The sequence below is a fragment of the Pseudomonas putida genome, assembly GCF_002025705.1.
GTDB lineage: Bacteria > Pseudomonadota > Gammaproteobacteria > Pseudomonadales > Pseudomonadaceae > Aquipseudomonas > Aquipseudomonas putida_J.
In genome coordinates this window covers 2573460-2589563 of the sequence record NZ_CP018846.1, presented here as the reverse complement: position 1 = coordinate 2589563, position 16104 = coordinate 2573460, and the positions used below count along the sequence as shown (strand labels likewise).

General features: G+C 64.9%; 10 protein-coding genes. All 10 read left to right on the top strand.

Going from position 1 to position 16104, the window contains the following annotated elements:
• Positions 1 to 11: 11 nt before the first annotated feature.
• From tssE to tssM, 10 genes are read left to right on the top strand one after another with little or no spacing between them, the layout of a single operon-like run.
• Complete coding sequence (gene tssE / locus BUQ73_RS11650) at positions 12 to 494, top strand: type VI secretion system baseplate subunit TssE (RefSeq protein ID WP_079228065.1); 483 nt, start codon at positions 12 to 14, stop codon at positions 492 to 494.
• Entirely contained in the window at positions 494 to 2314 is a 1821-nt protein-coding gene (gene tssF / locus BUQ73_RS11645; RefSeq protein WP_079228064.1) for a type VI secretion system baseplate subunit TssF, read from the top strand. The genes tssE and tssF overlap by 1 nt, the downstream gene beginning before the upstream one ends.
• A complete protein-coding gene (gene tssG / locus BUQ73_RS11640) occupies positions 2278 to 3348 on the top strand; it encodes a type VI secretion system baseplate subunit TssG (protein WP_079228063.1) in 1071 nt (356 codons plus the stop codon). The genes tssF and tssG overlap by 37 nt, the downstream gene beginning before the upstream one ends.
• On the top strand, positions 3345 to 5942 hold the full coding sequence (gene tssH, locus BUQ73_RS11635) for a type VI secretion system ATPase TssH (protein ID WP_079228062.1): 2598 nt from the start codon (positions 3345 to 3347) through the stop codon (positions 5940 to 5942). The genes tssG and tssH overlap by 4 nt, the downstream gene beginning before the upstream one ends.
• A 24-nt stretch (positions 5943 to 5966) precedes the next feature.
• Complete coding sequence (tssJ, locus tag BUQ73_RS11630; RefSeq protein ID WP_079228061.1) at positions 5967 to 6689, top strand: type VI secretion system lipoprotein TssJ; 723 nt, start codon at positions 5967 to 5969, stop codon at positions 6687 to 6689.
• Positions 6686 to 8029, top strand: a complete 1344-nt coding sequence (gene tssK / locus BUQ73_RS11625) for a type VI secretion system baseplate subunit TssK (protein WP_079228060.1) — start codon at positions 6686 to 6688, stop codon at positions 8027 to 8029. The genes tssJ and tssK overlap by 4 nt, the downstream gene beginning before the upstream one ends.
• The gene (gene icmH, locus BUQ73_RS11620) at positions 8026 to 8742 is read left to right on the top strand and encodes a type IVB secretion system protein IcmH/DotU (protein ID WP_079228059.1); all 717 of its coding nucleotides are present in this window, start codon (positions 8026 to 8028) and stop codon (positions 8740 to 8742) included. The genes tssK and icmH overlap by 4 nt, the downstream gene beginning before the upstream one ends.
• A 30-nt stretch (positions 8743 to 8772) precedes the next feature.
• On the top strand, positions 8773 to 12576 hold the full coding sequence (locus BUQ73_RS11615) for a type VI secretion protein IcmF/TssM N-terminal domain-containing protein (RefSeq protein ID WP_079228058.1): 3804 nt from the start codon (positions 8773 to 8775) through the stop codon (positions 12574 to 12576).
• Positions 12573 to 13481 carry a type VI secretion system-associated protein TagF gene (gene tagF, locus BUQ73_RS11610; protein WP_079228057.1) on the top strand — a complete coding sequence of 303 codons (909 nt, stop codon included), beginning with the start codon at positions 12573 to 12575 and terminating at the stop codon, positions 13479 to 13481. The genes BUQ73_RS11615 and tagF overlap by 4 nt, the downstream gene beginning before the upstream one ends.
• Entirely contained in the window at positions 13478 to 15970 is a 2493-nt protein-coding gene (tssM, locus tag BUQ73_RS11605; protein ID WP_079228056.1) for a type VI secretion system membrane subunit TssM, read from the top strand. The genes tagF and tssM overlap by 4 nt, the downstream gene beginning before the upstream one ends.
• Positions 15971 to 16104 lie beyond the last annotated feature (134 nt).

Below are 16104 nucleotides of genomic sequence, written 5' to 3'. Positions count from 1 at the left end.
AGGGATGACACATGAGTAACCAGGCCCGCCTGCTGCCCTCGCTGCTCGACCGACTGCTGGACGACCGTCCGTACCAGTCGGCCGAAGCGGCTACGCAGCGCACCTGCTCGCTGGCCGAGTACAAGGCGAGCATCGTCCGCGACCTTGAGGTGCTGGTGAATACCCGCCAGTCCCTGGTCGCCGAGGAGCTCGACGGCTTCAGACAGCTCGGTGGTTCCATCCTTGAATACGGCATGCCCGACTTCATCAGCCGCAGCGTGCTCGACCCCCATGATCGCCGGCTCATCCAGCAACAGCTGGAGCGGGCGATCAGCACCGGCGACCGGCGTTTCCGCCGGGTGCGGGTGCAACTGCTGGCCCAGGAAAACGGCCACCGCATGTTGACCTTCCGCGTGGACGCCGTGCTGCGTCTGCAGGACATCAGCCGCCAGGTGTCGTTCGACGCCGTGCTGCAGGTCAACACCCAGGAATACAAAGTGCAGAACCTCAACTGATGCTCGACGAACTGCTGCCCTACTACGAAAAGGAACTGTCGCACCTGCGCTTCCTCGGCCAGGAGTTTGCCGCGCAGTACCCGAAGATCGCTTCGCGGCTGCTGATCGAAGGCGACAACTGCGAAGACCCGCACACCGAGCGCCTGATCGAGGCGTTCTCGTTCCTGTCTGCGCGGGTGCACAAAAAGCTCGATGACGAGTTTCCGGAGATCGTCGAATCCTTCCTTGAGGTGCTGTACCCGCATTACCTGCGCCCTACGCCATCGATGTCGATCGCCGAGCTGAGCCTGGGCAAGCACGAAAAAGTCACCGAAGCCTACCGCGTGGCGCGCCACACCGAAATGCATGCCAATGCGGTGGAAGGCGTGGTGTGCAAGTTCCGCACCTGCTACCCGGTAGAACTGTGGCCGGTCAGCGTGCAACAGGCCTCGTTCGCCGAAATGGAGCGCTCGGCGTTCAACGGCCATAGCGCCGACCTGGTGGCGCGCCTGCGCATCCGCCTGCAAGCCACCGGCGATGCACTGTTCGGCCAGATGGAAATCGACCGCCTGCGGTTCTTCCTCGACGGCGAAGCGACGCTGATGCTGCAGCTTTACGAACTGCTGTTCAACAACCTGGCCAAAGCCACCCTGAGCTTCCAGGACGAAGGCCGCAGCCGCGAAGTCGCCCTGCCGGCCAATGCCCTGAAAGCCGTGGGCTATGCCCGCGACGAAGGCCTGGTGGACTACTCCGAGCGCTCGTTCCTGGGCTACCGCCTGCTGCACGAGTACTTCACCTTCCCCGACAAATTCATGTTCTTCGACCTCAGTGGCTTTGCCCGCATCCTCCAGGGCAAGGCGATCGAGCAGGTCGAGATCAATTTCTACTTCTCCGATTACGACCTCAGCGAGCGCCTGGCGCGGCTGAGCCAGAACATCGGGCGCAACAACTTCAAGCTCAACTGCACACCGATCATCAACCTGTTCCGTCAGCAGGCCGAACCCATCAAGCTGACCCACACCCAGCACGAATACCCGGTCACCCCCGACACCCGGCTGCACAATGCCGCCGAAGTGGTGTCGATCGACCGCGTACGGCGGGTGCGCAAGCTCGGCGGCATCGACCAGGTCGCCACCTGCCAGCCGTTCTTCGAGCCACGTGGCGAGCAAGACCCGCACACCAGCTTCTGGATCGCCCGCCGGCGCAACCAGGGTGACGCCACGGCCATGAGCATCCGTGTGGTCGACCGCGACCTGGAACTGATCGACGGCAGCAGCGACACCTTGAGCATTGGCCTGACCTGCAGCAACCGCGACGTGCCATTGATGTTGCCGTTCGGTGGCGAGCACGGTGATTTCAACATCCCGGCCAGCTCGGTGATCAAGGATATCCGCTGCCTGCGCAAGCCCACCGCGACCGTGCGCGTGCCACTGGGCAAGGGCCTGATCTGGCGGCTGATCGCCCACCTGTCGCTGAACCACCTGTCGTTGGTCAGCCAGGGCCGCGAAGTGCTGCTCGAGCTGCTGTCGCTGTACAACTACCGCAACGTCTCGGCCATTCGCAAACAGATCAACGGCATCAAGGCGATCAGCAGCGAGCCGGTGGTCGCGCGCATCGGCCACCCGCGGCCGAACTTCGTGCGTGGCGTGGGCATCACCCTGACCCTCGACGAAAGCCAGTTTACCGGCAGCGGCGTGTTCCTGTTCGGCATGGTGCTGGACCACTTCTTCGGCCAGTACTGCTCGATGAACAGCTTCACCCAATTGAGCCTGCGCTCCCAACAACGAGAAAAGAGAATCGTCCAATGGCCAGCACGCACTGGCGATCAGCCCCTGGTCTGATCGATCAGGCACGAGCCGAACCGCACCGATTCGAATTCTTCCAATTGGTGCGACTGCTCCGCCTGCACTACAGCCGTACCGGGCGCATGGACCTGGCTACCCGGCCGCACGAAGACCCACTGCGTTTTCGCACCCAGCTGTCGCTGGCGTTCCCGGCCAGCGAGGTCAGCGACCTGCATTTCGAACGCGAAGGTAAGGTGTCTACGGCCGGCCTGCCGCTGTCGGAGGTGCAGGTCACCTTCATGGGCCTGGTCGGGCCCTCGGGCGTATTGCCGCGCCCGTACACCGAGCTGTTGCTCGAACGCCACGTGCAGTACCGCGACGATGCCGCCCATGCGTTTCTCGACATCTTCTCGCACCGCATGACCACGCTGTTCTACGAGGCCTGGCAAAAGTACAAATTCCATATCGAGCACGAGCGCAACGGCACCTCGGGCTTCGATGGCTACCTGCTCAACCTGGTCGGCCTGGGCCCGCGTGCGCAGAAGCTCAAGTTCGAAGAGCAGCCTTCGGCGCTGCCCCGCGAGCTGTTCAGCTACTTTGCCGGGCTGCTCAGCCAGAAGCCGCGCAACGCGCTCAACCTTGAAGTGATGCTCGGTTTCTATTTCTCGCTGCAGATCAAGGTCAAGCAGTTCGCCGGGCGCTGGCTGAACCTGGAGCCCGAGCAATGCACCCAGCTGGGGCGCAAGAACGCGCAACTGGGCCAAAGCGCAGTCGCCGGCAACCGGGTCTGGGACTACCAGTCGAGCATCCGTATCGAGCTGGGCCCGCTGAGCCTGGCCGATTACCAGCGTTTCCAGCCGGGTACCGCGTGCTACCGCAAGCTGGTCGAACTGGTGCGCTTCTATATAGGCGCCGAGCTGGACTTCGAAATCGCCCCGCGCCTCAAGCGCGAGGCCGTACCACGCGCTCAGCTGGGCCGCAGCGGCAATGTCGCGCTGGGCTGGCTGGGCTGGCTCAAACGCCCGGGCCGTGACGCAGAGCCTTCGCGTTGCGCCGTTTTCCACATTCCTTACGATGGGGTCGCCTTGTGAACCTGAAGTCTCTGTTCGCCAAGCTCAACGAAACCAGCCGCACGGCCACTGAAAGCGCGGCGGCCCTGTGCCTGTCGGAGCACCATTACGACGTCGAGGTGGAGCACCTGCTGCTGCAGTTGCTCGACAACAGCGACAGCGACCTGGCACCGATCCTGCGCCACTACGACGTGGTTGCCGAGCGCCTGCAGGCGCAGCTGGTCACTGCCTTGGGTACCTTCAAGAAAGGCAACACCCGCACCCCGGCGCTGTCGCCGCACATCACCCGCATGATCGAGCAAGCCTGGCTGCTGGCCTCGATCGAATACGGCGTCGGCCAGGTGCGCAGCGGCCACCTGCTGCAGGCCCTGCTCGACGACGCCGAACTACGCCGCGTGGTGGTCGCTTCGGCACCTGAGCTGGAGAAGGTCAACGCCGACGACCTGCGCCTGAACCTCGCGGCCCTGGTCGAAGGCAGTGCCGAATCGAAACAGGCCAGCGCCCTGGCCAGCCCGGCAACCCCGGTAGCCAGCAACACCAAGGCCGGCGGCAAGACCCCGGCACTGGACCAATACACCGTCAACCTCACCCAGAGCGCCCGCGAAGGCCGCATCGACCCGGTGCTGGGCCGCGAGTTCGAGGTGCGGCAGATGGTCGACATCCTCACCCGCCGTCGGCAGAACAACCCAATCCTTACCGGTGAAGCCGGCGTGGGTAAAACCGCCGTGGTCGAAGGCCTGGCCCTGCGCATTGCCCAGGGCGATGTGCCTGCAGTGCTCAAGGAGGTCGCCCTGCACACCCTCGACCTGGGCCTGCTGCAGGCCGGTGCCGGGGTCAAGGGCGAGTTCGAAAACCGCCTCAAGGCCGTGATCGAAGAGGTCAAGCGTAGCCTGCACCCGATCATCCTGTTCATCGACGAAGCCCACACCCTGATCGGTTCCGGCGGCCAGGCCGGGCAGAACGATGCCGCCAACCTGCTCAAGCCGGCCCTGGCCCGTGGCGAGCTGCGCACCATCGCCGCCACCACCTGGGCCGAATACAAGAAGTACTTCGAGAAGGACGCCGCCCTCGCCCGCCGCTTCCAGGTGGTCAAGGTCGAAGAACCTGACGAAGACAAGGCCATCCACATGCTCCGTGGCCTGCTCGGCAAGATGCGTGAGCACCACAAGGTGGCGGTGATGGACGAAGCGCTGGTGCAGGCGGTGCGCCTGTCCAACCGCTACATCACCGGCCGCCAGCTGCCCGACAAGGCCGTCAGCGTGCTCGACACCGCCTGCGCGCGCATTGCCCTGGCACAATCGTCCCAGCCCGGAGCGCTGGAAGACTGCCGCCGGCAGATCGACAACCTGCAGGCCGAAATTGCCGTGCTCGGCCACGAAGCCGGCAAGGGCCACGACCACGGCCGCCGCCTCGGCGAGCTGCAGGCTGCCTTGCAGGCCGGGCAGCAGCAGGAACAGCAACTGAACGAGCAGTGGCAGCAAGAACTGGCGCTGGTCGAACAGCTCAAGGCGCTGGATGCCGCCAACGACGCCGATGCCGCGCAGCTCAATGCCCTGCGCGCCGAGCTGGCCCGGGTGCAAGGCGACCAGCCACTGGTTCACGCGCTGGTCGACAGCGGCGCCATCGCCCAGGTCATCAGCGGCTGGACCGGCATCCCGCTGGGCAAGATGCTGCGTGACGAGATCGACACCGTGCAGCGCCTGCCGGCCCTGCTTGGCGAACGCGTGTTGGGCCAGGACCACGCCCTGCACGAGATCGGCAAGCGCATCAAGATTTCCCGCGCCCGCATGGAAGACCCAAACAAGCCGATCGGCGTGTTCCTGCTGCTCGGCCCCAGCGGTGTTGGCAAGACCGAAACCGCGCTGGCCCTGGCCGACACCCTGTACGGCGGCGAACGCAACCTGATCACCATCAACATGTCCGAGTACCAGGAGGCTCACACGGTGTCGAGCCTCAAGGGCTCGCCACCCGGCTACGTCGGCTACGGCGAAGGCGGCGTGCTGACCGAAGCCGTGCGCCGCAAGCCTTACAGCGTGGTGCTGCTCGACGAAGTGGAAAAGGCCCACCCCGACGTGCTCGAACTGTTCTTCCAGGTGTTCGACAAGGGCGTGCTGGATGACGGCGAAGGCCGCGAGATCAATTTCCGCAACACGGTGATCATCCTCACGTCCAATACTGGCACCGAGCGCATCATGCAAACCTGCCTGAACGCCGCCGAACTGCCGACCCCGCAAGCCATCGTCGAGGGCCTGCGCGACGAGCTCAACCAGGTGTTCAAGCCGGCCTTCCTCGGCCGCCTGAGCATCGTGCCGTTCTACCCGGTGCAGGACCAGATCCTCGAGCGCATCGTCGCCCTCAAGCTCGAGCGCATCGCCAAGCGCTTCGCCCGCAACCACCAGGCCGAACTGAGCTACGACCAGGCGCTGGTCAAGGCTATCGCTGCGCGCTGCACCGAAGTCGACAGCGGTGCGCGCAACATCGACAACATCTTGTCCCAGACCCTGATGCCCGAACTCGCCCAGCGCGTGCTCGAGCGCATGGCCCAGGACGCGCCGATCGAGCGCCTGGCGATCGAGCTGGGCAGCGATGGCGATTTCGCCTATCGCCTGGCCTGATCCGTACAAGGAGGTTTAGCCGTCATGCACCACAAGCACACCACCCTAAAGCGACTGACCACCGCAGCCCTGCTGCTGGCACTGGCAGGCTGCGGGGTCACCGACCGTATCGGCAAGCGCATGGATGACAGCTGGGCGGCCGACATGCTGGCCGACAGCGAGAAGGTCATTCTGACCTCCGACGGCGGCAACCAGCTCAACCCCGATGTCGAGGGCAAACCGCTGTCGGTGGTGATGCGCGTGTATCAGCTGACCGACCTCGAACGCTTCGCCGCAGCCGATGCCGAGACCCTCTGGGACACCCCGGAGAAGGCCCTCGGCAATACTCTGGTTGAAGCCCGCGAGATCACCCTGCTGCCGGGCCTCGGCCAGATCGACCAGTGGCCGTTGGCCAAGAGCGCGCGTTACGTCGGTGTGGCGGCGTTCTTCCGCAATGAACAGGACGCCCGCTGGAAAGTCGCCTTCGACGCCAACTCGCTGCGCAAGGACGGCATCTGGTTCTCCTCCGACGGCTTGCGGGTGCTGGTGGACAAGACCGAAATCAGCGCCATGCGTGGCGTCGACGTACTGAACAAACCGCCCACCGCCGATCAATTGGCGGCCGCACAGAAGGCCAAGGATGGCGCGCCAACCCTCTCCGACAAGGTGCAGGACGCGATGCTCGACAAGGCCACCGATGTGGCCGGCCAGTCGGCACAGAACGCTGCAGATAAAACCCTCAACTCTTTAGTGGATAGCGTCAAATGAGCAAGCAGAGCCGGGTGATGTGGTCGGAAGGCATGTTCCTGCTGCCCCAGCATTTCCAGTACCAGGATGAGTTCCACCAGCACCAGCTGGCCGAGGCGACCCTGCGCGGCACCCCGTTCCATTGGGGCGTGCAGGTGTTGCAGGTGGACGAGGATGCCCTGGCCAACGGTTCGCTGCAGCTCAAGCGCCTGAAGCTGGTGTTCCCAGATGGCAGCCTGTACGACGCACCGCAGCACGACCCGCTGCCTGCCGCGCGCGACCTCAAGGACCTGCTCAAGGCCAACGAGCTGAAGGTATACGCCGCGCTCAAACTGCCCGAACCGTTCGGCCTCAACTACGTCGAAGACGGCCAGGAGCACAAGGCCGCCCGGCGCTTTCGCAAGCAGTTCGATACCCTGCCCGACCTCAACGAGGGCGAGCTGGAAAATGAAATCACCAGCTTGCGCCTGAACGTGGTGCTGCTGGTCGACGGTGACAGCCTCGATGGCTACAGCCACTGCCCGCTGGCCAAGCTCACGCGCAACAGCATGGGCGGCTTCAACCTCGACCCGCATTTCGTTCACCCGACCCTGCACCTGGGCAGCCACGAGACCCTGGCCGGCATCGGCAAGCGTTTGCTGGGTGCGCTGCAGGCCAAGAGCAAGGCCCTGTCTGGCCGGCGCCGCGAACGTGCCGACCAGATCGCCGAGTTCGGCTCCAGTGATGTCACCCTGTTCTGGTTGCTGAACACGGTCAACCGTGCCCACCCGCAGCTGGCACACCTGCTGGCCCACCCGCGCCTGCACCCGGAGCGCCTGTACCTGTTCCTCGCTGACCTTGCCGGCGGCCTGCTGACCTTTACCCTCGACACCCAGCTCAGCGACGTCCCCGAGTACGACCACCGCGACCCTGCGGCTTCGCTGGTCAAGCTCGACGAGATGATCCGGGTGATGCTCGACAACGTCGTGCCCAACCAGTGCATCGTCATCAACCTGGCGCAGACCAAGCCGGGCTACTGGCAGGGCCAGCTGCGCGACCCGCGCCTGGCCGAAGCCGACTTCTATATCGCGGTGCACGCCGACATGCCCGGTGCCAGCCTGCTGGAACTGGTACCGCGGGCGTTCAAGGTCGGCTCGCCGGAAGACATCGAGGTGGTGGTCAACAGCGCCATGCCCGGCGTCACCCTGAACCACGCCGCGCGCCTGCCCAACGCAATCCCGGTGCGCCTGGACAACCAGTACTTCGCCATCGAGCCCCACGGCCATGTGTATGAGCGAATGATGAATGCCCAGACCGTCTGCTTCTATGCGCCCAGCGCCTTTACCAACCTCAAGCTTGAACTGATGGCGGTGCTCAAATGACCGAAGCCGTATTGCAACAGGGCGCCGTCGCGGCCGCCAACGACAAACCGACGCTCAAGGACCTGGTCCAGGATTTCATCAGCATGGCGCTGATCGTGCGCCGTGGCCGCCAGGTCACCTCCGTGCAGGCCTTCGAAGGCAGCGTCGAGCGCTTCTTCGCCAACCTTGAACGCGATGCCCGCGCCGCCAACTACAGCGTCGAGCAGGTCAAGGACACCCAGTACGCCCTGTGTGCGTTCCTCGACGAAAGCGTGCTGCGTTCGGGCGACAACGAGCTGCGCCGGCACTTCGAGTTGCAACCGCTGCAGTTCCGCTACTTCGGCGTGCACCTGGCCGGTGAAGGCTTCTACGAGAAGGTCGACGCACTGCGTGCCGACGTCAAGCAGAACATCGATGTGCTTGAGGTTTACCACCTGTGCCTGGCCCTGGGTTTCGAAGGCAAATTCAGCATCGGCCAGAAGGACCAGCTGCGCTACCTGGCCAACACCCTCGGCCAGGACATCGCCCGCTACCGCAAGGCGCCCAAGGCCCTTTCGCCGGACTGGGCGCTGCCCGATCAGGTGTCGCAGATGCTGCGCCACGAAGTGCCGTTGTGGGTGTACCTGGCGCTGATCGCGCTGGTCTGCGTCGCCGTATACCTGACGCTCGACTGGTTGCTGGACAAGGACGTCGCCGCCCTTTCCGAACAAATCCGCCAGCTGTTCAGTGCCTGAGCAGACCTCAGGTAGCCGAGTCAGGAAGACATGAAAACATTACTGCGTCTGTTGAAGAGTTTCTGGATTCTCCTGCCACTGCTGTGGCTGGCGAGCCTGTTGATCTGCTGGCTGGTCGCGCCGCTGGTGCCGGTGCTGCGCCATCACGTGCCTGAAGCGCTGGCGATCATCAGCGCCTGTTTCCTGCTGGTAATCGTGCTGCGCCAGTACCAGCGTATCCGCGCCGAGCACAACCTGGAGAACCTGCTGCAGCTCGAAGTCGACCGCTCGTGGAATGCCACCGGCGAGTTCCGTGACCAGCAGGTACTGCGCGAGCGCCTCAAGCACGCCATCGCCATGCTGCGCACCGACCGCTCCGCCGGCGGTGGCGGCAAGGCGGCGCTGTCCGACCTGCCCTGGTACCTGGTGATTGGCATGTCAGCTGCTGGCAAGACCTCGCTACTGACCCATTCGGGCCTGTCGGCCAGCATCGCCACGACCAACGACAGCGAAAGCGGCACCCAGCACTGCGACTGGTACTTCAGCCCCGACGCGGTGATGATCGACACCGCCGGCCGCTACCTGCGCGACGACCAGTCGGCCAGCGAGTTTTCGGCCTTCCTGCGCATGCTGCGCAAACAGCGTGGCAAAGCCGCGATCAACGGCCTGGTACTGGTGGTCAGCCTGCCCGAGTTGCTGGCCTCCAATAGCGACGAGCGCAATGCCCAGGCCGCCCAGCTGGCGGCACGGGTGGAAGAGTACGCCGAGTGCCTGGACGGCAACCCGCCGATCTACCTGATGCTGAGCAAGACCGACCAGCTGCCGGGCTTCAGCCAGGCGTTCGAAGGCCTTGACCTGCACGAACGCCAGCAGCCGCTGGGCATGACCTTCGGCCTCTCGGAAATCCGCAACAATGGCCTGCATGCCGTGCTGCAGACGCGCCTGAAGAACCTCCAGGGTCATGTTCGCCAGCACGTCGACGCGCAAATGATCGCCCTCGGCGCCGAGGCCGACAGCACCCTGCTGAATTTCCCCCAGTACTTCGCCGAACTGAGCGGCGTGCTCGAACAGTTCCTCGAACACTTCACCCGTGGCCACAGCGGCGGCGCCCCGCTGCTGCTGCGCGGCCTGTACTTCACCAGCGCCCTGCAGACCGACCAGCACCTGGGGCAGGTCTACGAAGACGCGATTGCCGACGAGTTCGCCCTGAAGGCTGCCTACGATGACGGCAGCCAGAACACCGGCAAGGCCACTGGCAACCGCAGCTACTTCATTACCGACACCTTCCGCCGGGTGATCTTCCCCGACCGTGACCTGACCCTGTTCCAGTCGCGCCTGGGCCGTCAGGCTGCATTCAGCCCGCTGCTGCTGGGCCTGGCCGCAGCCACCGGGGTGCTGTTCATCGGCTGGCAAGCGCTGTCGTTCGCCAACAACCGCCAGTGGCTGGACAGCCTGCGCGGGCAACTGGCGCAGATCGAGCAGGCAGAAGACCGCGAGCAGCTGCTGGCAGCCGGCAAGGGCCTGGAAGTGCTGCGCCAACAGATGGCAACCGTTGAAGCCCATCGCTTGCAGGGCGTGCCGTTGCAACTGAGTGCCGGCCTGTACCATGGCGAGGCGATCCACCAGGTGGCCCGCACGGCTTACCTGACACAACTGCGCAGCCAGGCACTGGAACCGATCGCCCGCAACCTGCAGGTGCAGATGCGTGCCTTCAACACCTTCGCCAACGGCATCAACCAGGAACTGGAGTTCACCCCGGCGCCGCAACCGAAGAAGCGCAATGGCAAGCCATTGGCACCGACAGTTGCCGCCAGGGCCCAGGCCGCGCTGGGCAATACCCGCGCCGGTGCCTACGCCGCCAAGGTCAACCTGGCCACCGCCAGCGATGCCGCCGAACTGTCCGCCACCACCGGGGGCCTGTCGCTGTCCGAGGAAATGCTCGGGCGCCTTGACGAGCAGCAAGTGGCGTCGATCATCGATGCCTACAACACCCTCAAGCTGTACCTGCTGCTGACCGAGCCGCAGGCCCACCCGGACGCGGCATTCGTCGCTGCCAGCCTGCCCCAGGCCTGGGCCAGCGCAACCAGTGAGGGCACCCCGGCGGACGTCGGTGTGATCGAAGAGAACGCCCCGCTTTACGTACAGTTGCTGGAACAGGGCGAGGCACCGTCGTTGCCACGCAACGAGCAACTGATCAACGAAACCCGGGTAAACCTCAAGGCGTTCATGATCTCCAGCTCGCTGGTCGATCGCGAATACCTGCGCCTGCAGCTCGAATCGAGCCGCCAGTTCCCGGCGCTGAGCCTCAACGACCTGGTGCCGCAACCGGGCCGGGCGCTGCTGTATGGCTCCACTGGCGTGCCGGCGATCTACACCCGCCAGGGCTGGGACACCTTCGTCAAACCCGAGCTGATCAAACTGGTGTCGGGCAACCTGCGCAACGAGTCGGACTGGGTACTGGACGGCGAAGGTGGCGATGCCATCGTGCAGAAGGCCAACTTCGTGCGCGAATTCATGACCCGCTACAAACGGGACTACACCCAGGCCTGGTACAAGATGGTCAGCAGCGTCGGCGTGCGTCCCTTCGCCGACCTGGCTTCGGCCACCCAGCAACTGGGCCTGCTCAGCGACGTGCAGAACTCGCCGGTGAAGAACCTGCTGGCGGCGGTCAACGACAACACCCAGTGGGACCTGCCAGTCAAACAGGCAATCCCGACCCCAGGTGCCGCCCGCGAGGACGGCTTCTGGAGCAAGGTCAGCGGGTTGTTCGATGCCAAGGATGCCCTCCCCGCCAGCGTCGCCCCGGCCCTGCCAGCCGTCGACGACGGCAGCCTGGCCAAGCGTTTCGAGCCGGTGGCACGGGTGTTTGCCGAGAACAACGCTGAAGGTGCCGACAGCACCATCATGGACCGCTACCTGGCTGCACTGCGCAAGCTCAAGGTGCGCATGAACAACATCCAGCGCTCGCAGGATGTCGGCAAAAGCAGCAAACAGCTGATCAGCGAAACCCTTGAAGGCCAGCCGAGCGAAGTCACCACCGTGCGCAACTACGTGGAAAGCAGCGTCGACACCAGCCAGGACGGCCTGTCGCGGTCGCTGCAGGGGCTGTTCAGCCTGCCGATCCAGTACGCCTGGGCGACCCTGCGCGACCCGGCCGGCCAGCAGATCGCCAAGGCCTGGGCACAGCAGATTGCCAAGCCATGGGAGCAGGTCATGGCGCACCGCTACCCGATTGCCGGCGGCAGCCGCAACGAGGCGTCGGTAAAAGACCTGCAGCGCTTCGTCGACCCCGACAGCGGCCTGCTGCCGGCCTTCAAGCGCAACGAAATCGGTAACCTGGCCGGCGGTGAAGGCCTGGGCGCCGGTGACGGCAAAGGGCCGGCGCTGGTCAACCCGGGCATGCTCAACAGCATCGACAAGGCCAGCTCCGTGGGCCAGGTGATCGCCAGCCTCTCGGACCGTGACAACGGTTTCGAGATCATGCTCGAGCCTTCGGCCAGCTTCACCGACATCGTATTCACCCTCGACGGCCAGGAACAGCATTACCGCAACGGCCGCAGCAGCTGGAACCGCTTTGCCTGGCCAGGCACCAACAACGCCCCGGGTGCCCGCCTGGACGTGGTCACCCTGAGCGGCGCACGGGTCACCGTGTTCGACTTCCCGGGGCGCTGGGGCCTGCTGCGCATGAATGAAAGCGCCCGGGTCGAGGACCTCGACGGCATCCAGCAGCGCTTTAGCTGGAACACCGCCAACGGCCGCGTGAGCCTGGTGGTGCGCAACTTCGGTGGGGTGAAGCTGACCGACCTGGGTGACGTCAAGTCCCTCAGCGCCCTCAACGACAGGGGCGCGCAATGATCGGATGCTTCGGCAAACTGCCGTCGAGTGCGGACTTCGTCAGCCTGCATGGCGCGGCGGAGGAAGTCTGCGAGTTCGACGCCTGGCTGCAGTCCTCGCTGGCGGCCATGCGCCACCGCGAAGACTGGCAGGCGTTGTTCGACGCACTGCCGATGTGCTTCTTCAACTACCGTGCGCGCAATGGCAACTGGCTGCTCGGTGGCCTGCTGAGCTCGCGCGACGCCAGCCAGCGGCGCTACCCGTTCTTCATCTTCCAGTTGCTCAAGGGCGAGGAAGGCGCGGCGCTGGTGAACCCGTTCACCCTGGGTGAGCTGTTCAGCGCGCAGATCAAGCCGTTGCTGCACCAGGCAGTGCAAGGCGCCGACCGCGCCAGCCTGTTCGAACGGGTCAAGGCGCTGCGCCCGCTGCAGGCCCAGGACCTCGACCTGTTCCGCCGCGTGCACGCCAAGTTCCTCCACGATTTCAGCTTTGCCGACGTCGCCCGCGCCCTGCACGGCTCCTGGCCAAGCTTCGACAGTGCCACTGCATTGGCGCGGCTGCGGGCCAGCTGGGTGACGCTGCACGGCGACTTCGACGGTGGTATCGAACTGCCGCTGCCAGCCGAGCGCGGCCTGAAGAACCCCACGGCCGACCTCTGGCTGACCTGGCTGACCCGCATGAGCGGGCACCCGACCGTGCCGACGGTAAGCCTGCTGGCCGACGATTTCATGCACCCGCGGCTGTTCTGCTTCCCATCGCGCCATGCCAGCAGCGCTTATCGCCTGCTCAGTGGCTGCGCCAAAGCGCAGCAGCACCTGCAGTTGCTCGGCCCGCTGGCAGCGGCGCCACGCACATACGACTACGACCGACCTCTTGAACACGTCATCGACCAGTTCGTCGATGCGCTGGATGCGACGCCTGTATGAACAAGATCAAGTATTACTGCCTGCGTTACCAACCCTACCTGCTGGGGGTGGCGTTCTTCCTGGCGATCTTCCTGGTCTGGGCCATCGGCCGCGCCCTGGGCTTCGCTTCGCTGCACAGCCTGTTGGCGGGTATCGGCGTGTTCCTGTTGCTGTCGGCGGGCTATGTACTGCTGCTGTACCGCGGTGCCGGCCAGCACCACAACCTCGAAGGCCTGCTGCGCGATGACGCCGACCAGGCGGTGCTCAATGCCACCCCGGCCGACCGCGAGGAGATCAGCCTGCTGCGCGAGCGCCTGCTACAGAGCATCGAGCGCCTGCACAGCAACAAGCCCCGCGGCACCGCGGCCAAGGATGCGTTGTACGCCCTGCCCTGGTACCTGGTGATCGGCCAGCCGGCCGCGGGCAAAAGCACCATGATCCTGCAATCGGGCCTTAACTTCCCCTATGCCGAGCGTGAAGGCGTACGGGTGGCGGGCCTGGGCGGCACGCGCAACTGCGACTGGTTCTTCAGCTCCGAAGCAGTGCTGCTGGACACCGCCGGGCGCTACATGAACAGCCCTGAAGAAGCCGGCAAGTGGCGTGGTTTCCTGCAGTTGCTGCGCCAGCATCGCCAACGCCGCCCGCTTAATGGCCTGATCGTCAGTGTCAGCATCGCCGACATCCTGCATGGCTCGGCCGAAGACCAGGAACGCGTGGCCAAGCGCCTGCGCGAACGTATCCAGGAAAGCTGCGCGCTGCTGGAAGTGCGCCTGCCGATCTACCTGGTGTTCACCAAGTGCGACCTCATCCCCGGCTTCACCCCGTTCTACCGCCAGCTGGATGATGCCGCGCGCGGCGAGGTGATGGGCAAGACCTTCTCGCACAAAGGCTTTGAGCAGGCCGACTGGGGCCAACGCTTTGGCAAGGCGATGGACGAGCTGACCGGCTACTGGCAGCAGGTGGCGAGCCAGCAACTGGTGCAGCAGGACATCCAGGTGACCCGGCAGAACGACGCCGCCTACCGTTTCCCGCTGGAACTGGCGGCGCTCAAACCGCGCCTGCAGCAGTTCGTCGACAGCCTGCTGCGTGCCAACCCCTACCAGAATGCCGAGATGCTCCGGGGCTTCTATTTCACCGCCGCCCTGGAGGCTGACGAGGCCCAATGGGGCAGCCACGGCCAGCATGTGGCCGAACGCTTCGCCCTCGAACAGGACGCAGACGCCGCCGGTGCTGGCAGCCAGCCTGCGCCCTTGTTCATCAACAGCCTGTTCCGCAAGGTGATCATCCCCGACCAGCACCTGGTAGCGCTGTACACCAGCAACCATCGCGAACGCCGGCGCAAGGGCGCCTGGGTAGGCGCCGCCAGCCTGGCGGGCCTGGTGCTGTGCAGCCTGTGGAGCTGGTCGTACCTGAACAACCGCGCCACTTTGGCCAGCATCGCCGACGAATTGGCCCAGGCCAAGGCCGAAGACAAGGCCGCCAATGGCCAGTACACCGCCTGGCGCAGCCTTGACCGTCTGCGCTTCTGGACCGCGCACTACTATCAGCAGCACCACGAGCAGGGCGTGCCGCTGGGCATGCGCCTAGGCCTGTATCAGGGCCATGAGGTAGAGCCGATCCTGCGCAATCGCTACTTCGCGACCCTGCAAAACGTGATGCTCAAGCCCACGGCCGACAACCTGACCCGCACCCTGTACCTGCTGACCACACTCAAGGTCTACCAGCGCAACAGCCGCGAGCTGCAACCGGTAACTGGCGTCGACAGCGTCGAGGCCGAAGCCCTGCCACATGACAACCGCGCACAGTCGATCGCCGACTTCGGCAAGGCGACCCTGGACACCTACGTGATGCTCTCGCCGGCCCAGCGCGAGAAGGCCGACCCGGCATTTCTCAAGGCACGCCTGCCGGACTACTGGTACCCGGCCATCGCCCGCCATACCGGCAAGAGCATGGCCGCTACCGGCAGTGAAGGTGGCAACCAGGACTACCTGTACGCCAGCCGCCAGATCACCTTCTACAGCGACCAGATCCGTGAGCCGGACGTGCCGCGCATCCTCGACAACGCCTTCCTGATGTCCAGTTCGCGTAACTACATCGACAGCCTGCGGGCCCAGTCGCTGCGTTCGATCGAGACCATCACGCTGGAGTCCGACACGCTGTTCGCCTTCGGCCGCGCCGACTTCCAGAGCCTTAAGAACGAGGGCCAGAACCAGCTGAGCGCGATCGCCAGCAAGCTGCTGAACACCCCCAATATCGGCAAGATCGTCATCTCTGGCCATGCCGACCAGCTCGGTGACAGCCAGGGCAACCTGCAGGTTTCGAAACAACGGGCGCAGACCATCCGCACCTATCTGGTCGGCAAGGGCGTGCCCGCCGAACTGGTGGTCGCCCAGGGCGAAGGCAGCCGCAAACCGCTGGTCAACTGCGACATGCAGCAACCACGGCCACAACTGATCAAGTGCCTGGAGCCCAACCGCCGGGTAGAAATCGAAGTGCGCGGGCTCAACTGAGGCCGCACCGCAAGAACCGGCCACCCGGGCCTCACAGGAGGAGACCCGGAGGGCGGCAAGCTACCTCGGCCGACGTGTTCGGCGAGGTCAAAACCAAGGGGTGCATGAGCAACCCTTCAAATGATGTTAATGGA